The following is a 19,362-nucleotide window of genomic DNA, read 5'->3' as shown; positions in this document are numbered from 1 at the left end:
TTACTGTATCACCCGCTGCGGAGAAAATTCGCCTTGAAGCATGCGCTGACGCAGCGATTCCAGCATTGCTTCCGCGCCAGCCTCGCCGTGGATCCGGATGGTTTCGCGCATGGCCAGAGCGATTGCAGCATCGGCGATGATCTCCGGCTCGATGCCGTCGGCCATGCCGTCAGCCCATGCCTCGTTCTGGTGTTCCAGAGCGACCTGCATCTTTTCATGCACGATCATATCGTCGATTTCGTTACGGCTTGTCTGCATTTTTCATCCTCGACAGGGCGGGCAAGTCCTTACCACCCTGTTAACAACACTAGCAGCCTTTTATCAAAACGGCACGGGCTGCGGCGAAAAGAGGTTAATAATCCTCTAATTTCCGAACCTGGACGCGATTTCCTGAGCGAGTGTTGCCCCTTCGTTACGGTAGTTCTCTTCTGCCATGATGGCGGCGCGTGTGCAACTGGTGTGGATGGCCGCAAAGGAGCGGTATCCACGGTTGAATGCAGCCGTCATGCGCTGACGTCGTTCGGGTTCGTTGGCCGTGTCCGCAGCCAGAAGGTCGCCCATCGATTTGCGCCAGTCCTCCGGTCCGGAAGAAGGGCACAGCGTTCTCAGATATTGCACCGCACCCAATATTTCCGACAGCCGTGCCAGCTTGTCGTCATAGGGCGCGGGTTTGGGAGGTGCCGTTTCCGCAGGACGTGCCTCGGATGCTGCCTTGGAAGGCTGCGCGTAAACGGCGCCGTTTTGCCCGGTCGGCAGCATGGTCAGGAAAAGAGACAGGAAAATGGTTGGTCGTATCAAAATTTTATTCTGCCCCACACATACTCGTGAACATCCGGCGGGCGGACGGGTCTAGATAATCGCGATTCTGCCCTGCTGGCAATCATGCTAGCAGCCGCTCGGCGCATTCCACCACGCTTTCTGGGGCCGGCAGTCGGCGGATTTCCGCAAGCGTGTACCAGCCTGCGTCCGCTGCGTCATCACCCACGGTCACAAGCGGATCGGCATCCGTTTCCACGGTGAAGACGGAGAGCAAAAAATGGCTCGTCAGGGTCCCATTTGCATCGTGCGAGGGAAGATCGTAGGTCGCGAAAAGTTGCGGATCGCGTGCGACAATGCCGGTTTCCTCGTGCAGTTCACGTAGCGCCGTCTCGGCCGGTGTTTCGCCTTCCTCGGCCCGTCCGCCGGGAAAGGCGAACATGTCCTTCGAGGGCGGATTGATACGGCGCACGAGCAAAAGCCGGTCGCCATTTCTGACGATGGCGGAGGAGGCGAGGCGGGGCTTGATACGAACGGTCATGTAAGGTTTCGCGTGTCTCGGTCGGACGGTCTGGAAAAATCGATTCCGGTTTCTGCGCCGATGTTATAGTCCAGAATCGGTTCGATTGTGCAGGCAGAAGACGGTGGAATGAAGATCTATCTTATCTATGCGTTGGCGGCTCTTGCCGAAATTGCCGGCTGTTTTTCCTTCTGGGCCTGGCTGAAACTTGGCAGAACGGCGTGGATATTGTTGCCGGGCATGTTGTCGTTGGCCGCCTTTGCCTGGCTCCTGACGCTGGTGCCAGCGGAGGCCGCAGGCAGGGCGTATGCCGCTTATGGCGGCATCTATATCGCCGCTTCGCTTTTGTGGCTCTGGGGCGTCGAGGGCCACGCGCCGGACAAATGGGATATCGCCGGCGGCGCCGTCTGTCTCGCAGGGGCCACCATCATCCTGTTCGGGCCGCGGGGTTGAGGAGAAACATATGTGCGGACGTTTCGTCCTGAAAGCGACGCCGGAAGAGATTGCCGATTATCTTAACCTGATCGGGCTAGAGGATTTCCCCGCCCGCTTCAATATCGCGCCCACGCAGCCGATACTGATTGTCATGGAGGGTGAAGGGCAGGAGCACGGCAGTAACCTGCCCAATCGCCGGGCAGTGCTGGTTCGGTGGGGTTTCCTGCCCGGATGGGTCAAGGACCCGAAGGATTTTCCGCTGCTCATCAACGCGCGTTCGGAAACGGCAATCGGCAAGGCCTCCTTCCGCGCCGCCATGCGCCATCGCCGTGTGCTTGTGCCTGCGACCGGCTTTTATGAATGGCGACGTCCGCCGAAGGAAGAGGGCGGCAAACCCCAGCCCTATTTCATTCGCCCGAAGAAAGGCGGCATCGTCGCCTTCGCCGGTCTCATGGAGACATGGTCTTCGGCCGATGGTTCGGAGGTCGATACCGGCGTTATCCTCACCACGGCCGCCAATGCCGCCATCGGGCGCATTCACGACCGCATGCCCGTTGTCATCGCGCCTGAGGATTTCAGCCGTTGGCTCGACTGCAAGACCCAGGAACCACGCGAGGTCGCCGATCTGATGCGGCCGGTTCAGGATGATTTCTTTGAGATGATTCCCGTCTCGGACAAGGTCAACAAGGTCGCCAATGTCGGCGCCGATCTCATTGAGCCAGTGCTGGAAAGCGTGCCGCTGGCAAAGATCAAACCGGCGAAGGACGAGGGGCAGATGTCGCTGTTTTGACGTCTTTGCGCAGCATGTGAGGCTGGTTATCTAAGCTCTGACATTGCCGCCAATTCTTCTCCCCGAGGGGGAGAAGGTGGCCCGAAGGGTCGGATGAGGGGGCTACGGCAGAGATATACGGTGGGCTTGCCCCCTCATCCCGCTGCCGCGGGCTTCTCCCGGTGGGGAGAAGAAACAAGCCTCATCCGCTCGCTCCCCATGCCTCAGTTCCGGAAGAAACTCATCCGTTCCGCCCGATCTTCTGCAAACCTTCCTGGATCATGATATCGGAATAGACGCGGTTGCGGCCGTTCGCCTTGGCGAGATAGAGCAGCTGATCGGCGGCATTCAACTGGTTGTCGAAGGGCTCGCCCTTCTCGATCTCTACGACGCCGAGCGAAATCGTCAGTGCGAGGCTGCTGCCGCTCAATTGTCGGCCGCTTTTTTCCACATGGGCGCGCAATTCTTCGCAGAACGCATAGGCGGCGTGGGCATCCAGGCCGCGCAGGAAGACCGCGAATTCCTCGCCGCCCAGACGGGCGGGGATATGGCGGTGCGCGTCGCACTTGTCATGCAGCAGCTCCGCCAGCTTTTTTAGAGCCCGGTCGCCCGCATCGTGCCCCAGCGTGTCGTTGATCTTCTTGAAGTGATCGATGTCGAGGATGGCGACGGCGCCATTTTCGTCATTGTCATTGATAACGTCCATGAGTGCACGGGTGCGCTCGAAGAAGGAGCGGCGGTTCGGCAAGCCTGTCAGATGATCGCGCTCGGCCAGTTCGCGCAGGCGCTTGAGCTGTTTCAGCGTTTCTATGTTGTTGTCGATACGGCACTGCAACTCTTCCGGCACGAAGGGGCGATAGACGAAATCCGACGCGCCCGCCTTCAGGAAGCTTGCTGAAAGCAGCCGGTCCGTGGAGGATGATATGCCGATCACGCGCAGATCCTCCGAGGAGCGGCTGTCGCGAATGCGGCGCGTAAGTTCGTAGCCGTCCATATCGGGCATGTGATAATCGGTGATGACGAGCTGGATGGACGGGTCTTGCGCCAGGATTTCCAGCGCGCGATTGCCCGAATGCGCCTCGCTGACCTTGAAGTTCTGCCGTTCCAGAATTTCCACGAGGCCGGAGCGCGCGGTCCGCGCATCATCGACCACCAGAACGGAAAACTGCCTGTTGGTCAGAATCCTGTCGACGGTTTTGACCACCGCGTCGACGGTGCGGTGACCGTCCTTGACGATATAGTCGATGATCTTCTTCTCGGCATAACGCTTGCGGGCCTCCTCATCCACTGTCGCGGTGAAGACGATGGCGGGCACTTTGCGTTCGGAGAGCAGCGCCAGAATTTCACCCTTCGGAGCGTCGGGAAGATTGAGACCCGTCAGCGCCAGCGTGAAATCATGGGCGCGCAGCAGGGTATCGGCCGCGGCCATGCTGTCGCAGTGGATCACCTCGGCCTGCGTCTCTTCCGAAAGGCGCGTCTTCAGCAGCATGGACAGAGCAACGGAATCTTCAATCAGAAGGATTTTATCCTGCATGCCGCCCAAGCCCCCCATGGCCGTCTTCATGATGTCTCCACGAAACTTCATTCTTTCGCCACCGCACGTCACGGTATTGAAAATCTTGGTAACCGCAGAGGAATGAATCTCTAAAGTAGAAAATTTGTAATTTCTCAGTAATTGATGCGAGACTGTCCGTACAGTCGTCTCGTGGAAGTCGAATACTTTAGCATGGTTTTGTTGCAGTCACGTTACACTATAACGGATCGGCTCCATGGTCCTGGCCGGAATGGCGCATGACGGTAGCAAAAGAAAACGGCGCCATTCATAGCGCCGTGTTGTGCTCGGTTATCCCGGATTGACCGCCTTCGGTCAGCTGACCTATCAGGCGCCGACCTGTCCGATTTAAGAAAAATCGTTTATTTTCAAGCGGTTTTGGCTGCGGGCTTGCGCTTCAACATCAGCGCTGCGGCCGCGACGGCCTTCAGTCCGAGCGGGCGGTAGTGGCTTTTGAGGTCCGGCTTTGCCTGCGGCTGTGCCTTCGTCTCGTTCGTCATTTTCTCTCTCCACAATTCACGCCAAACGCCGTTGCGATGCGTGTGAGCCCCTTCTTTCGCGGCTAATCTTGACGGATTCGAGGCGGAAAACGCGAAGCCGGCCGTTCAGGGTGCGACATTTTGCGCCACGGCGCAGATAGGTGAAGCAAGAAAAATGATACCTGCGGTTTTAAATGCTGCGATCGAGGCCATTGCCGCCATTTCCGTCGTCATGCGCGTCCTCTTCGATCGTTAGCGTACCGTAGCGGCGGTGCCAGAGCCGCGCGCTAATGGGAATGAAGACGAGATAGGCGGCAACGGTGAGAACCAGCACCTCCCAGGTGAAGCTCATCAGCATGGCCACATAGAGAACGACGACGAGGATCATCGGCAGCACGAGATCGCGGCGGATGCGACTTGTACCTGATTTTCCCGACCAGACCGGGAGGCGGCTGATAAGGAGATAACCGATCAGCACGGTATAGGCGGCAGCGACATAAGCGAATGGCTTGTCCGGCTCGACGCCGAGGAAGCCGAGATAGACCGGCAGCAGCACCAGCATGGCACCCATCGGGGCAGGGACGCCGACAAAAAACTCGTTCTGCCATGGCGCCTTGACCGGCCGTTCGATCATCACGTTGAAGCGCGCCAGGCGCAGACCCGCGGCGATGACATAGATGAGGGCGGCGATCCAGCCGATCGACCGTGCCTGATCGAGAAGATAGGCATAGACCACCAGCGCGGGCGCGACACCGAAATTGACGATATCGGCCAGACTATCCATCTGTTCGCCGAATTTGGACGTCGCTTTCATCATGCGGGCGATGCGCCCGTCTATGCCGTCGAGGAAGGCCGCGAGCAGCACCATGCCAACGGCGAGTTCGAAACGCCCTTCGATGGCCAGCCGCACGCCGCTGAGGCCGGCGCAGATGGCCAGAACGGTGATGAGATTGGGAACAAGCAGGCGAAAGGGAATTTCTCTCAGGCGCGGCCCGCGGCCGCTATCCTTTCTGCCCTCATGTTTTCCGTTCTGCGGCGGTTCGGCGATCGGCGTTTCCATGGCGCATGTCTTTCCTGATCGTCATCAGCCGCGGCGGCTGAGGAGCGGACCCTTGGCGGAACCGAACTCTGCCAGCACGGTCTCGCCGGCGATTGCCGTCTGACCCACGGATACACGCGGCTGGAAGCCTTCCGGGAGGAAGATGTCAAGGCGCGAGCCGAAGCGGATAAGGCCGAAACGCTCGCCGGCATCGACGGGCTCGTTTGGCTTGACCCAGCAGACGATGCGCCGAGCGACCATGCCGGCGATCTGCACGACGCCGACCTTGCCATGCGACGTTTCGATGACGAGGCCGTTGCGCTCATTGTCCTCGGAAGCCTTGTCCACCTCGGCATTGAGAAACAGGCCGGGACGGTAGGCAACATTGACGATGCGGCCGCGGACCGGCGAACGGTTCACGTGGCAGTTGAAGACGTTCATGAACACCGAGATGCGCACCATCGGCTCCTTGCCCAGCTCCAGTTCCAGCGGCGGGATGACGGTCTGTACGGCGGAAACCCTGCCATCGGCGGGGCTGATGATCAGGTCGTCATCCTGCGGCGTCACGCGCTCGGGATCGCGGAAGAAATAGGCGCACCAGGCCGTCAGCACCAGGCCGACCCAGAACAGCGGTTCGGCGATCCAGCCGAGCACCAGCGATGCCACGAAGAAAGCGGCTACGAAGACATAACCTTCCTTGTGGATCGGTACGATGGTGTTGCGAATGGTGTCGAACAGATTCATATGGTTCCTTGCTCCGGTTTTGTCTGTCGCGTCTATATGTGGTCGTGATACGACATGATCCATACGGACGTGCGACAAATTTTGCCTAGCTGGTTACAGCCAAACGGACCGCCCGGCAATGGTCCCCTTGCCATGCGGGGGCCGTTATCAGGCGTTTATGCGCCTCAATGCGCTGGTTCGCCGCGGTCCACGACACCGAGATCGTCGGTTTCGCGAACATGGCGCAGCATCTCTTCGGCCCGGATAGCTTCGCGCTGGCGGCTCCACATCGAGGCGTAAAGACCGTTCTGGGCCATCAGGGATGTATGCGTGCCGCGCTCCGCGATCAGCCCTTCCTTCAGCACGATGATTTCATCTGCGCCGATCACCGTCGAGAGCCGGTGGGCGATGACCAGTGTGGTGCGGTTTTTCGAAACGATATCAAGCGCGCTCTGGATTTCCTGCTCCGTATGCGTATCGAGCGCCGAGGTCGCCTCGTCGAGGATCAGGATCGGCGGTGCCTTGAGGATCGTCCGGGCAATCGCCACACGCTGCTTTTCGCCACCGGAGAGCTTCAGCCCGCGCTCCCCGACCATGGTGGCGTAGCCATCCGGAAGCTTTCCGATGAAGGCGCTGATCTGGGCTGCATCCGCTGCCGCCGTGATGTCTTCGTCATTCGCCGAAGGGCGGCCGTAACGGATATTGTAGGCCAGTGTATCGTTGAACAGCACCGTATCCTGCGGAACCATGCCGATGACGGAACGGAGGCTCTTTTGCGTCACGTCGCGGACATCCTGCCCGTCAATCGTGATCGCCCCTTCCTGGATATCGTAGAAACGGTAGAGCAGCCGCGAGATCGTTGATTTTCCTGCACCTGAAGGCCCGACAATGGCGACTGTCTTGCCCGCCGGCACGTCGAAGGAAATGCCCTTCAGGATCGGTCTCTCGGCATCATAGGCAAAATGCACGTCGCGGAACGAGATCGCGCCGGGACCGGCGGCGAGCGGCGTCGCACCCGGCCTGTCGGTAACCTCGGCTTCCACTTCCAGAAGCTCGAACATCTGCTCGATATCGGCGAGGCCCTGACGGATTTCGCGATAGACGAAACCGATGAAATTGAGCGGCACGGAAAGCTGCAGCAAAAGTGCATTGATGAAGACGAAATCACCGATCGTCTGTTCGCCGCGCTGCACGGCAAGCGCCGACATCACCATCATGACGGTGGAGCCAAGGCCGAAAATCACACCCTGACCGAAGTTCAGCCAGCCGAGCGAGGTCCAGATCGAGATCGCCGATTTTTCGTAACGCGCCATTGCGACATCGAAGCGCTGCGCCTCCATCTCTTCATTGCCGAAATATTTGACGGTCTCGAAATTCAGCAGCGAGTCGATTGCCTTGGTATTGGCATCGGTGTCGCTGTCGTTCATCGCGCGGCGGATGGAGATTCGCCAGTTGCTGGCCCGGACAGTGAACCAGATATAGGCCCAGACGGTGATGACCGTGACGAGAACGTAGGAAAAGCCGTAGGACGCCCAGAAGATGATTGCCGTCAGCAGGAATTCGATGAAAGTCGGCGCGGTGTTGAGGATGGTGAAGCGGACAATGGTTTCGATGCCCTTGGTGCCACGCTCGATAACCCGCGAGAGCCCGCCGGTCTTGCGCTCCAGATGGAAGCGCAGCGAAAGCCGGTGCATGTGTACGAATGTTCTGTAGGCCAGCTGGCGGACCGCGTGCTGACCGACGCTGGCGAAAAGCGAATCGCGCAGCTGGTTAAGCCCGACCTGTATCAGCCGCGTCAGATTATAGGCGATGACAAGGGCGACCGCGCCCAACAGGAAGGCCGGGACCAGCCCCGCCATATCGAGCTTGCCATTCAGCGCGTCCGTCGCCCATTTGAAGAAATAGGGGACGGAGATGAGAACCAGCTTGGCGACAACAAGGTATACGGTGGCCCAGACGACCCGCATCTTCAGATCCCACCGCCCCTCCGGCCACATATAGGGCCAGAGATTGATCAGCGTCTGGGTGGGATTGCTGGAATCCGCAGAAATGGTTTTTTTCTTCGTGGCCATCATACTCTCCGGTCACTGCCGGAAGCCGACAGCATGACGGCGGCTTTGGTCAAGCCGCCGCGCGCGTCACAGATAGGATCGTTGCGGATTTACCGCAACGGTTCAGTTGCTCAAGAGCCACCTTTCAACCGCTTGCGGTGAAGTTCTTCCGCATTCGGCAGCGCCTCTTTCGGCACGCCGAAAATCTGGCCGGGCTCGATCAGGTCAGGGTTTTTGATCTGGTCCTCATTGGCGAGATAGATCGTGGTATAACGGACGCCCTGGCCATAGACGCGGCGCGAAATCTGCCACAGCGTGTCACCACGGCGGATGATGACGCTGTTCTGGCTTTCGGCCAGCGGCGCCTGCTCGAAGGTCTGCGGACCGGCTGGCGCCTGTGGCGTGGGAGCGGGCGGCGCGGTGATGTGGAGTTCGGCAAGCCTGCTGGCCAGCGAAGCCAGCCCCTTGCCGATTGCCGCCACGTCATTCGGCCAGGCTTCGACCGGTGTCAGCAGCTGGCGCGCCTTGGCGGCGATGTCGCCGGCGAAGGCTGTGAAGTCCGGCTCGGTGGCTGCCGCGGTGCGGAACTCCGAAAGCGATTTCAGCGCAATCACCACGGCAGAGCGGCCGGCTATTGCCTGATCGAGCGCCGGTGTCGGCTGGTCCCTGTAGAGATTGGAGAGGATGCCAAAGGCCTTGGCGACATCGGTGCGCAGCTTTTCGAAAGCGGCGCGGTCGCTCGCCGTGCTCTGGTTTTCGACCGGCGCTGCAGTCGTGGCCGCTGACGAAGAAGCAGACGGCGTCTGCATCGCGACGGTTGCCTGGTCGGTCTGCGGCCTTTCGAACGGAACGCGTACGCGCACTTTCGCGGTGCCGTCGGCATTCAGCTCCTCGACGGTGATGATGTGGCTGCCAACGGCGAGATCGACGTCACCTTCGATGACAAAATGCCCGGAGGCTTCCGTCGTGGCCTTGCCGATTTCCCTGTCATCGACCAGCGCGCGAACCGTCGAACCGGCGGGCGCGGAACCCGCGACGAAAATCTTCGATCCCTCGAACTCGACGGCAGTGACCTGGACGCTCGACGTCAACGGAGCGGCGGCAGCGGCCGCGCCGGCAAGCGGTACGGAGGCAGCATTGGCGTTGGTCGCAGCCGTTGCCGCAGGCTGTTGTGATGGCGTTTGCGGCTGAAGCGCCGGAGGGGCCGCCTCCGGCATGGCGAGGACCCGGCTTGCCTTGCCGGGCTTTGAAACCATGGCCAGAAGCTCGCCGGCCTTGCCTTCCGGAACGGAAACCGTCGCCACTTCCTCAGACTGCGTCGCCTTGCCGGCGGTATCGGTCGAACGCAGCACCAGTTCATGGTCGCCGGGCGGCAGGGGATTGTCGAAAACGGCTGCGAAATCGCCGGATCCGTCGATCGTTGTCTGGGCGACGACCTTGCCGTTGCTCAGGATTTCAAGTTTCGCACCCGGCTGCGCCTTGCCGGCAACAACCGCCGAACCATCAGGCTCGACGCGCAGGATGTCGAAAGTCGGCGCGCCGGAAGAGGTCTGCGCGGCATCGGCTGGCGCCGCCGCCGGCTTCGCCGCTTCGGGCGCGCCATCGTCGGTGCCGGCGAAGACGCCCGCGAGACGACGCACCTGCGCCGCCGCTGCCGCCGCATTGTCAGGCAGGCCGCGCAGGAAGGCCGTGGTGCGCTCGGCGGCGGTGCGGGCTGTGGTGATGAGCCGCGACGTCGTTTCATCCAGCGACTCGGGAATTTCGATATTCGTCAGTTCCTTGAGCGAGGTCTCGACCTTCTTGCGCGCCGCTGCGAAATCGGCGTCGGAGGGAACCTTGCTGTCGGCGAAAAGCGTGGTCAGATCCTTGATCGACTGTGTGGCGGAAGCCGCCAGACGGCCGACCTTGTCGGCGATATTGGCGGTTTCTTCTGCCGCATCGGACAGGATGTCGCCCGCCTTGTCGGCGCCCATTTCCACGCTGTTCTTCACGGCGTTGCCCGCCTCGTTGATGGCGTCGCCGATCGGCTTGCCGTCGTTTGAAATCCGCGGCAGGACGAAAAAGATCATGAGCAGGGATGCAATCCCCAACACGATCAGCGCCAGCAAACCGGCTTTATTGTTTTTCATCCTGGGTGCTCCGGATAATTCAAGCTTTTCACACGAGTTGAGATTGCTAGCGTCTTACCTAGCGCCAGACAAGCGGTGAGTGGCCAAAAGGCCATATTTGCAAGGGATTTCCCAAATTTTCTTGACGTGCCGCATCGCACATAGTTCCTTCCCTTCATGACGGACAAAGATACAGCGATTCGATCCATCTGCGTTTATTGCGGCTCCCAGCCCGGACGTGATCCCGCCCACATGGAAGCAGGCCGTGCGCTTGGGAAATCCATTGCCGAAAACGGCATTCGCCTGGTTTATGGTGGCGGCACCAAGGGCATCATGGGCGCAGTTGCCAGCGGCGTTCTTTCCAATGGCGGCGAAGTGACGGGCATCATACCGGAATTTCTGGTCGATATGGAGGCAACACGCCATTCTCTCGGACAATTGAACGAGCTTGTCATCACAAAGGACATGCACGAGCGCAAACACATGATGTTCGAGCGCTCGGATGCTTTCGTCACCCTGCCGGGCGGTGTCGGCACGCTGGAAGAGATCGTGGAGATCATGACCTGGGCGCAGCTCGGCCGTCACGCGAAGCCAATGGTCTTCGCCAATATCAACGGTTTCTGGAACCCGATGCTGGAACTCGTGCAACATATGCGTGACCAGGGCTTCATCCACCGTGCGCATCTTCTCAACCCGCTCATCATTGACGAGGTGAAGGATATCGTCCCCGCCATCATCGACCGCGCGCTGGCGCAGCAGAACCCTGAAGGCGACCCTTCGGTGATTTCGCGCCTGTAGGCCCGGCGATTGTTAACGGCCGCTCAGGCGGCTCGTTACAATTTTAAATGTATATTAATATAGATTTAACGGCGGCATCCTTCCGCCCGTCCTTTTCGTGGCCCGGCGACTGATCCTGTGTCACCGTTTCCCAGGCGTTGGTTATCGCGGAATTTTGCTCCGCCGCCTCGGGTGGGTGTCATCGGCAATGATTGCTTTCGTGATGCGGCTGAAGAGCCGGACGCATTTCATTATCAAGAGAAACCCACTGCGGGGCAGGGAGGTCGTGTTCGGTTCGGTCGCCCGCCGCCGGGCGGAGGCAAAGACGCGGCTTGCGATCGTCATCGCCGTCTTCATTGCGATATATGGCGTTGCCGCGGCGCGCCTCGTTCAATATGGGCTCGCCGAACCCGTTTCCACCGCATGGATCAATTCCGGCGTCAACGCCATCGCCTCACGGCCTGACATCGTCGACCGCAACGGCACGCTTCTGGCGACCGATCTCAACATGGTATCGCTTTATGCGGATCCGCGCAGGATCGTCGATCCGGACGAGGTGGTGGAAAAACTCGCGACCGTCATTCCCAATCTGGATTGGCGCGAGACGCATCGTAGATTGCGTTCGGATACAGGCTTCCAGTGGTTGCGACGCCAGCTGACACCGCGGCAGCAGGCGGATATTCTCAATCTCGGCATACCGGGTATCGGTTTCCGCCCGGAAAAACGGCGGTTTTATCCGGGCGGCCCAACCGCTTCGCATATTATCGGCCACGTCAATGTCGACAATCAGGGTCTCGCTGGCATGGAGCGTTACCTGGACCAGCAGGGGCTGGCCGATCTGCGCGCTGTGGGTCTTGCCAGCGGCACGCCACTGGAACCGGTGCGGCTGTCCATCGATCTCAGGGTACAAAACATCGTTCGCGACGTGGTCGTGAAGGCGAAAAGTGCCTATCAGGCCGAAGCCGCCGGTTCGGTGATCCTCGATGTGGAGACGGGCGAAGTGCTGGCCATGGCTTCCGTCCCGGATTACGATCCGAACGAACCTTCCCGCACCCTCGCTGATGGCAGCGTCGACAAGGAGTATGAAAAAGGCTGGTTCAACAGGATGAGCAACGCCACCTTCGAGATGGGCTCCACATTCAAGAGCTTCACGCTCGCCATGGGTCTGGATGCCGGGGCGATTACGCTCAATTCGGTGGTGGATGCGTCGCGGCCGATCCGCAAGGGCGGCTTCACCATCAGGGATTTCAAGGGAAGAAACCGGCCGCTCTCCATTCCGGAAGTGTTTCAATTTTCATCGAATATCGGCACGGCGGCGGTGGCCGACAGGGTCGGTGTCGAGGGCCATCAACAATTCCTGACGAAGCTTGGTCTGCTGACCAGAATGGACACGGAAATGCCCGGCGTTGCCACGCCGACCCAGCCGAGAAACTGGAAGAAGATCAATTCCGTCACCATCTCCTTCGGCCATGGCGTTGCTACCACTCCGTTGCAGACGGCGGTGGCCGCTGCAGCCCTTATCAATGGCGGAAGCCTGATCTCTCCGACCTTCCTGCCGCGTTCGAAAGAGGCTGCGGCATCGCTCGCGCGCAGCGTCATCAACGACAGGACGAGCGCCGACATGCGTTACCTCTTCAACTGGAACGGCATCAAGGGTTCCGGCCGTGGCGCACAGGTGGAGGGGTTTCATGTCGGCGGCAAGACGGGGACGGCAGACAAGGTGATCAATGGCCGTTACGCCAAGGACATCAATTTCAACGCCTTCGTGGCCGGTTTTCCCATGCACAAGCCGAAATATGTCGTGCTGACCATGATCGATGCGCCAAGGACCGGCGTGAACGGCGGCCGCACGGCAGCCTCGACAGCGGCCCCGATGACGCGCGAGATCATCGCCCAGACGGCGGGCCTCCTCGGTGTCAAGCCGCGCTTCGGCTATGAGGGAAACCCGCAATTGCTGGTGGATTACTGACGCCTGGCTACCTCACTCCTGTTCAGGGAGCAGGAGTGAGAAAGGATTTGATCATCGCTTGAGCCGCAGCAGGCTTGAGCCGGTGTAGATCGCAAGCGCCACCCAGATCATTGCGAAAGCCGCCAGACGCACCATGTCGAACGGCTCCTTGAAGACGAAAATGGCTATCAGGAAGATCATCGTCGGCGCGATATATTGCATGATGCCGATGGTGGAGAGCTTCAGCAGTTTCGCACCATTGCCATAGAGAATGAGGGGAACGGCGGTGATGAGACCGCTTGCCGCCAGAAGCCAGGTATCGGCGGAATTGCCGCCCATGAAATGCGCCTGTCCGCTGAATGCAAGCCAGATCATGACCAGCACGGCGGGAATAGACAGCAGCATGACTTCCAGCAGGAAGCCCTGCGTCGCGCCTATGGGCAGGGTTTTACGGAAAAAGGCGTAAAAGCCCCAGGAAACGGTGAGCGCGATGGAAACCCATGGCAGGCTGCCCGCATGCCAGGTGAGGATGGCCACCGCGACCGCCACGAGGCTGATGGCGGCGATCTGCGCCGGATAGAGTTTTTCCTTCAGCAGTACGGCACCGAGGAAGATGCTGAACAGCGGATTGATGAAATAGCCGAGCGCGGCATCAAGTGCACGGCCCGCGCCGATCGACCAGATGTAGACGCCCCAGTTGATGCTGATGAGCGCAGCCGTAAGACTCGCCATCGCAAGCATCTTCGGACTCCTCAGCGCCGTACGGATTTCAGCCGTGCGCCCGAGCACGATCAGCACCACCGCTGCGATCGGCACCGACCAGACGACGCGATGCACGATGACCTCGATCGGTGAAATATGTGCAACCGCCTTCATGTAGAAGGGCAGGAAACCCCACAAAAGATATGCGGAAAGCGCGAAAGCAAAACCGCGCGCGCTGTCGCCGCCCTCTTGGGCTGGAAGCGTTTTGTCGAGTGCCATGGGAGTACCGCCAATTGTTCGGATGGCGTTTTATAACGGATCGGCACAATGGCGGCCAATTCATTTCCGTGAAGGGTTCATGAGAAAAACTGCATGAATAACAGGCGCTTTGCCTTTCCGTGAAGGGTTCATGAGAAAAACTGCATGAATAACAGGCGCTTTGCCTTTCAAACGTGCTGATCAGCGCCGGGTAGATGATCCCCGCAGGAAACCCCTGCGTGAATCATCATCTTATCCTGCCGCCACAACGTGCTGAAATAAATACTATTTCCCGGCAAAACGGTCGTTAGCGCGGATCAGTTGATCGAGAATGCCGGGCTCGCTCATCGCATGTCCCGCAGCCTCGATAATGTGGAAATCCGCGTCCGGCCAGGCCTTGGCCAGCTGCCAGGCATATTTCAGCGGGCAGGGCATATCGTAACGTCCATGCACGATGACACCGGGAATATTCCTGAGCTTGCCGGCATCGCGCAGCAATTGTCCTTCCTCAAGCCAGCCGCCATTAACGAAGAAGTGGTTTTCGATGCGGGCGAAGGCAATCGCGTATTTGTCTTCACCGAAATCCTCGACGCGGTCGGGATCGGTGACGAGTGCAATGGTCGCGCCCTCCCATTGGCTCCATGCTTTCGCGCATTCCAGCTTCTTCGTTTCGTCGGTGCCTGTGAGATAGCGATTATAGGCCTGCATCATCTCGCCGCGTTCGGATTCGGGAATGGGTGCGATGAATTTTTCCCATTGATCCGGATAGATTTCAGAGACGCCGAACTGGTAGTACCAGTCGAGTTCCGGCCGGGTGACGGTGTAGATACCGCGCAGGACCAGTTCGCTGACGCGGTCCGGATGGGTTTCGGCATAGGCGAGCGCCAGCGTCGAACCCCAGGAGCCGCCGAACACCAGCCATTTCTCGAAGCCGCAGAGTTCACGCAGCCGTTCAATATCGGCAACCAGATGCCATGTGGTGTTGGCTTCGAGTTCCGCGTGTGGCGTGGAGCGACCGCAGCCGCGCTGATCGAACAGGATGACATCGTAAAGATCGGGATCGAATACCCGGCGATGGGTGGGATTTACCCCGCCGCCCGGGCCCCCGTGCAGGAAGACCGCCGGCTTAGCGCCGCGTGTGCCCACCCGCTCCCAATAGATCGTGTGGCCGTCACCCACGTCGAGCATGCCGGTCTCGAAGGGTTCGATCTCTGGATAAAAGCCGCGCAGTTCTTCAGTCATGTTTTATCGTTCCTCAGGCGGCCATTCGGCCGTGTCATGATCCGGGTGTTGGTAGGAGGTGATCTCGGCCTCATCGACGCCCTGTTCGACTGCCGGTTTGGCGAAGAGTTGCTCGATCCACGGCATACGCTTGTGGATGTTCACCTGCACCTGCGGCTCTATCTTCTCGGGATGGTCGAAAGCGCCGATCGCGATCTCCACGCCGCCGGGATAATGATAGGTCAGCGGTGTGCCGCACTTGTTGCAGAAACCGCGATGGATTTTCTGCGACGAGCGGAAGAGGGCAGGCTGGCCGCGTGTCCAGGTCAGATGTGCCTGATCGGCAGTCACAAGTGCGCCAAAGAAATTGCCGAAATGTTTCTGGCACATGCGGCAGTGGCAGATGGAGGCCCTGCCGAGCTTGCCCGCATGGAACCGCACGGCGCCGCACTGGCAGCCGCCGGAAAAACCCGTTTCGCTCATTGTCTGTTCTCCGGTGGCCAGTTTTCGGTGTCGTGGTCGGGGTGCTGATAGGAAACGAGATTGGCAAGGTAGTCCACCTGCGTCAGGTCGTCCTCGGTCGCAACGGCGGGCAGGGTGTGGAGGTTGTCGACAAAATTGATCTTCCGTTCCACGCCCCACTGGATGGTTGGCGGCAGCGCGGCGGGATCGTCGAAGGCGCCGGCCGCCACCGCAATGCCATCCGGGGCCTCATAGGTTAGCGGCGTGCCGCATTCGGGGCAAAAGCCGCGCTTCACGACGCTGGAGGACTGGAAGCGTTTCGGCTCGCCGCGCGTCCATGTGAACTCCACATTGCGAACTGAAACCAGTGGCGCGTAATAAGCCCCGAAAGCCTTCTGGCACATGCGGCAATGGCAGATGGAACTGTCTTTCAGGTCGCCAGTGGCGCGAAAACGGACCGCGCCGCATTGGCATCCGCCGGTATATGTCGTCATCTTCGGTCCTCCCGGATCGTTCTGATAATGTGGAGACAGACATTATCTAAGTCTGTGAGGACGTCATGGTACCAGAAGCGGAGGATGGTCCAGCCGAGTTCCTCGAGTGTTCGTGTTCTTCTCTTGTCGTACTCTGCCGCAGAGTCTTCCGCGTGCTGAAACCCATCCAGTTCGACAATGATCTTATGCGACGGGCAGGCGAAATCAACGATATATCCGGCAACTGGTAGTTGGCGTCTGAAAGAGAGACCGTCAAGGCGATGAGCACGGACGGCGTTCCAGAACTTTAGTTCAGCGTCGGTCATGACTTTACGCATTTCGCGGGCATGCTGCCGGTTTTGGGGTGCGACCTTGGCATGGGGCATGATGCGCTCGCAGCTTGATGGGGTGCCGCGAGATTGGAGCACGGCGTGTGGGAAAGCAAGGGTGTGTCGTGGGGCTTTACCCCCCTCTGCCCTGCCGGGCATCTCCCCCTCAAGGGGGGAGATCAGCAGGGGTCACTAACCGCACCCAATACGCAAACGTTGAGATAGGCAGCGCCTAGCGGCGAGTCGATCTCCCCCCTTGAGGGGGAGATGCCCGGCAGGGCAGAGGGGGGTAAAGCCGCAGCCTCACCGTTACCGCCTCAACTCCCAGGTCGTCGTCCGCTCCCCGGTCTCCTTGTCCTTGCCATCCTTCAACTGAATGCCCTTCTCCGAAAGCTCATCGCGCAACCGATCGGCCTCTGCAAAGTTCTTCGCCTTCAGCATCTCCAGACGCAATTCCACCAGAGCGTTGACGGCCGAAACGATGGCCTCGTCCATTTCAGTTTTCTTCGGCAGCACGCCCAAGAGGGCAGCACTCGCCGCGAAGGCGGGCAGCTCGTAAGGGTCTACATTGGCCGCGTGCGCCAATGCGTGCAGCGCCTGCACGGCCGCAACGGTGTTGAGATCGTCGGCAAGCGCCTCGAGCACGGTTTCATCCGGCGCGGCATCGGAGGCTTCCGCCGCCGGCCATTTGGCGAGCAGGCGTTCGGCCTCTTCCAGACGCTTTACCGAAAAATCGATCGGCTCTCTATAATGCGTCATCAGCATCGCAAGACGCAGAACCTCGCCCGGCCATTTCCGGCCGCCGAATTTCTCCGTGTGCAGCAATTCATAGATCGTCACGAAGTTGCCCTCGGACTTCGACATCTTGCGGCCTTCCACCTGCACAAAGCCGTTATGCATCCACACGTTCGCCATGACATGCGTGCCGTGCGCGCAACGGGACTGGGCGATTTCGTTCTCGTGATGTGGAAAGATGAGGTCGAGCCCGCCGCCGTGAATGTCGAAAACGTCACCGAGGTAGCGGCCGGACATAGCCGAGCATTCGATATGCCAGCCGGGACGGCCGCGGCCCCAGGGGCTTTCCCAGCCGGGCTCGTTGTGGGAGGAAAGCTTCCACAGCACGAAATCGCCGGGGTTCTTCTTGTGGGCATCCACCGCCACGCGCGCGCCCGCCTGCTGCTCGTTCAGCGGACGCTTCGAAAGCTGCCCGTAATCCGCCATGGAGCGAGTGTCGAACAAGACCTCGCCACCGGCCGCATAGGCGTGGCCGCGTGCGATCAGTTTCTCGATGATGTCGATCATCTGTGCGATATTGTCGGTCGCGCGCGGTTCGACACTTGGCTGAAGGCAGCCCAGCGCCGCGACGTCCGCATGGAACTGGTCAGCCGTCTTTTCCGTCACGGCGTGGATGGCATCGTTGAGCGGCAGATGCGGATAGTCCCGCAGCGCCCGCGCATTGATCTTGTCATCAACGTCAGTGATGTTGCGGGCATAGGTGACGTGATTTTCGCCATAGACATGGCGCAGCAGCCGGAAGAGAACATCGAACACGATGACGGGTCGCGCGTTGCCGATATGGGCGAAATCATAGACCGTCGGGCCGCAGACATACATGCGCACGTTTTCAGGATCGATGGGCGCAAATTCCGCCTTTTCGCGGGTCAGCGTGTTGTGAAGTTTCAGGCGCAAGGACATGCGGCAATTCCCTAGAGGCAGTCAGTTGTCCTGACCGGGCCGTTTGTCTGTAAGACCTTGCGGGAGACGAAAACGAGCCGGCCGGTGGCGAACCAGCAAAATTATTTCAGCAGCAGGTGCAGATCGTCGTTTTCATGACTTGCGTTATGGCGCGGCGGTCATGCGCGGTCAAGCGTTTCTATCGTGACGTTGGCTGACCCGCTGACCCGGCATCACTCCGGCGGACGGTAATCCACGAACCGGTTTTCCCGGACCAGGAAGAGCTTGCCGGTCTCTTTGAGATCGGGCGAAGCAAGCGGCAGGATGGCTGCTGCCACCTCTGACGGATGCGGCACGGTGGCGGGATCTTCGCCGGGCATGGCCTGCGCGCGCATTGCCGTGCGCGTGGCGCCGGGATTGATGCTGTTGACGCGAAGCGCGCTCTTCTGCGTCTCCGCCGCCCAGGTGCGGGCAAGTGCTTCCACAGCTGCCTTGGAGGTGGAGTAGACGCCCCAGAAGGGACGACAGCTATGAGCGGCACCCGAGGACAGGATCAATGCCCGACCGGCGTCAGATTTGAGAAGCAGCGGCTCGACCGAGCGGATCAGCCGCCAGGTGGCGGTGACGTTGATGGTCATGACCCTTTCGAAAACCTTTGCCTCGATATGGCCGACCGGCGAGATGACGCCGAGGACACCGGCATTGGCGACCAGAATATCCAGCTTGCCCCAGCGCTCGTAGATATTGGCGCCCAGCGCATCGATGGCTTTCATGTCGGAGAGATCGAAGGGAACCAGCGTCGCGGTGCCGCCGACGGCCTTGATGGCGTCGTCCAGTTCCTCAAGGCCGCCCACCGTGCGGGCGCAGGCGATGACATGCGCGCCGGCCCTGGCGAGTTCCAGCGCGGTGAAATAGCCGATGCCGCGCGACGCGCCGGTGACGAGAGCGATGCGGCCCTTGAGATCGATAGTCATGGTCTCCCCCGAAATGATTGCGCTTCCTTGTACGAAGCCGCAGCCGCCTGCTGCAAGCAATTAAATTGCCGCAGCTCGCGGGCTGATAAAAGGCAAGAAAAAAGCGGCCACC

At 60.0% G+C, this 19,362-nt stretch carries 20 protein-coding genes; 4 read left to right on the top strand and 16 right to left on the bottom strand.

Annotation, left to right across the window (positions count from 1 at the left end):
* The 3 genes from DOU54_RS14055 to DOU54_RS14045 form a co-directional block, all read right to left on the bottom strand.
* Entirely contained in the window at positions 1-258 is a 258-nt protein-coding gene (locus DOU54_RS14055) for a hypothetical protein (RefSeq protein WP_003501987.1), read from the bottom strand.
* Between the two features lie 105 nt (positions 259-363).
* Complete coding sequence (locus DOU54_RS14050; protein WP_037088929.1) at positions 364-798, bottom strand: TIGR02301 family protein; 435 nt, start codon at positions 796-798, stop codon at positions 364-366.
* Between the two features lie 82 nt (positions 799-880).
* Positions 881-1,297 carry an NUDIX hydrolase gene (locus tag DOU54_RS14045; RefSeq protein ID WP_035210146.1) on the bottom strand — a complete coding sequence of 139 codons (417 nt, stop codon included), beginning with the start codon at positions 1,295-1,297 and terminating at the stop codon, positions 881-883.
* Positions 1,298-1,405: 108 nt separating this feature from the next.
* Between DOU54_RS14045 and DOU54_RS14040 the strand changes: the two genes are divergently transcribed.
* Both DOU54_RS14040 and DOU54_RS14035 read left to right on the top strand, forming a co-directional pair.
* On the top strand, positions 1,406-1,729 hold the full coding sequence (locus tag DOU54_RS14040; protein WP_006699408.1) for a YnfA family protein: 324 nt from the start codon (positions 1,406-1,408) through the stop codon (positions 1,727-1,729).
* 10 nt (positions 1,730-1,739) lie between these two features.
* Positions 1,740-2,501, top strand: a complete 762-nt coding sequence (locus DOU54_RS14035; protein WP_113382479.1) for an SOS response-associated peptidase — start codon at positions 1,740-1,742, stop codon at positions 2,499-2,501.
* Positions 2,502-2,721: 220 nt separating this feature from the next.
* Here DOU54_RS14035 and DOU54_RS14030 read toward each other — a convergent pair whose 3' ends face one another.
* The 6 genes from DOU54_RS14030 to DOU54_RS14010 all read right to left on the bottom strand — a co-directional run bounded on the left by DOU54_RS14030 (position 2,722) and on the right by DOU54_RS14010 (position 10,453).
* Positions 2,722-4,014 (bottom strand): GGDEF domain-containing response regulator, encoded by a 1,293-nt coding sequence (locus DOU54_RS14030; RefSeq protein WP_034496256.1) that lies wholly within the window; start codon positions 4,012-4,014, stop codon positions 2,722-2,724.
* Positions 4,015-4,400: 386 nt separating this feature from the next.
* Entirely contained in the window at positions 4,401-4,532 is a 132-nt protein-coding gene (locus tag DOU54_RS28105; RefSeq protein ID WP_004440985.1) for a hypothetical protein, read from the bottom strand.
* Between the two features lie 169 nt (positions 4,533-4,701).
* Positions 4,702-5,571 carry a CDP-diacylglycerol--serine O-phosphatidyltransferase gene (gene pssA, locus DOU54_RS14025; RefSeq protein ID WP_004440987.1) on the bottom strand — a complete coding sequence of 290 codons (870 nt, stop codon included), beginning with the start codon at positions 5,569-5,571 and terminating at the stop codon, positions 4,702-4,704.
* A gap of 24 nt (positions 5,572-5,595) precedes the next feature.
* Complete coding sequence (locus DOU54_RS14020; protein ID WP_153775372.1) at positions 5,596-6,357, bottom strand: phosphatidylserine decarboxylase; 762 nt, start codon at positions 6,355-6,357, stop codon at positions 5,596-5,598.
* A 101-nt stretch (positions 6,358-6,458) separates the two neighbouring features.
* Positions 6,459-8,345, bottom strand: coding sequence for an ABCB family ABC transporter ATP-binding protein/permease (locus DOU54_RS14015; RefSeq protein WP_037088933.1), 1,887 nt, complete (start codon positions 8,343-8,345; stop codon positions 6,459-6,461).
* 110 nt (positions 8,346-8,455) lie between these two features.
* A complete protein-coding gene (locus DOU54_RS14010) occupies positions 8,456-10,453 on the bottom strand; it encodes a LysM peptidoglycan-binding domain-containing protein (protein WP_113731449.1) in 1,998 nt (665 codons plus the stop codon).
* A 156-nt stretch (positions 10,454-10,609) separates the two neighbouring features.
* Between DOU54_RS14010 and DOU54_RS14005 the strand changes: the two genes are divergently transcribed.
* Positions 10,610-11,230 (top strand): LOG family protein, encoded by a 621-nt coding sequence (locus DOU54_RS14005; protein ID WP_004440999.1) that lies wholly within the window; start codon positions 10,610-10,612, stop codon positions 11,228-11,230.
* 187 nt (positions 11,231-11,417) lie between these two features.
* Positions 11,418-13,178: a peptidoglycan D,D-transpeptidase FtsI family protein gene (locus DOU54_RS14000; protein ID WP_113382481.1), complete on the top strand. Its 1,761-nt coding sequence runs from the start codon at positions 11,418-11,420 to the stop codon at positions 13,176-13,178.
* Between the two features lie 51 nt (positions 13,179-13,229).
* Here DOU54_RS14000 and rarD read toward each other — a convergent pair whose 3' ends face one another.
* The 7 genes from rarD to DOU54_RS13960 all read right to left on the bottom strand — a co-directional run bounded on the left by rarD (position 13,230) and on the right by DOU54_RS13960 (position 19,250).
* On the bottom strand, positions 13,230-14,138 hold the full coding sequence (gene rarD / locus DOU54_RS13995; protein WP_034495824.1) for an EamA family transporter RarD: 909 nt from the start codon (positions 14,136-14,138) through the stop codon (positions 13,230-13,232).
* A gap of 264 nt (positions 14,139-14,402) precedes the next feature.
* Positions 14,403-15,359, bottom strand: a complete 957-nt coding sequence (gene pip / locus DOU54_RS13990; protein WP_006700141.1) for a prolyl aminopeptidase — start codon at positions 15,357-15,359, stop codon at positions 14,403-14,405.
* Between the two features lie 3 nt (positions 15,360-15,362).
* A complete protein-coding gene (locus DOU54_RS13985) occupies positions 15,363-15,821 on the bottom strand; it encodes a GFA family protein (protein WP_004441005.1) in 459 nt (152 codons plus the stop codon).
* The gene (locus tag DOU54_RS13980) at positions 15,818-16,294 is read right to left on the bottom strand and encodes a GFA family protein (protein WP_113382482.1); all 477 of its coding nucleotides are present in this window, start codon (positions 16,292-16,294) and stop codon (positions 15,818-15,820) included. Before DOU54_RS13980 ends, DOU54_RS13985 begins: the two co-directional genes overlap by 4 nt.
* Positions 16,291-16,659: an endonuclease domain-containing protein gene (locus tag DOU54_RS13975; protein WP_113382498.1), complete on the bottom strand. Its 369-nt coding sequence runs from the start codon at positions 16,657-16,659 to the stop codon at positions 16,291-16,293. The genes DOU54_RS13980 and DOU54_RS13975 overlap by 4 nt, the downstream gene beginning before the upstream one ends.
* Before the next feature lie 252 nt (positions 16,660-16,911).
* Positions 16,912-18,297, bottom strand: coding sequence for a cysteine--tRNA ligase (gene cysS / locus DOU54_RS13965; protein ID WP_113382483.1), 1,386 nt, complete (start codon positions 18,295-18,297; stop codon positions 16,912-16,914).
* 212 nt (positions 18,298-18,509) lie between these two features.
* The gene (locus DOU54_RS13960) at positions 18,510-19,250 is read right to left on the bottom strand and encodes an SDR family NAD(P)-dependent oxidoreductase (RefSeq protein ID WP_006700145.1); all 741 of its coding nucleotides are present in this window, start codon (positions 19,248-19,250) and stop codon (positions 18,510-18,512) included.
* Positions 19,251-19,362 lie beyond the last annotated feature (112 nt).

The organism is Agrobacterium sp. MS2 (assembly GCF_003261015.1).
In the GTDB taxonomy this organism is placed as follows: Bacteria; Pseudomonadota; Alphaproteobacteria; order Rhizobiales; family Rhizobiaceae; genus Agrobacterium; species Agrobacterium pusense.
This window is presented reverse-complemented; position numbering and strand designations above follow the sequence as displayed.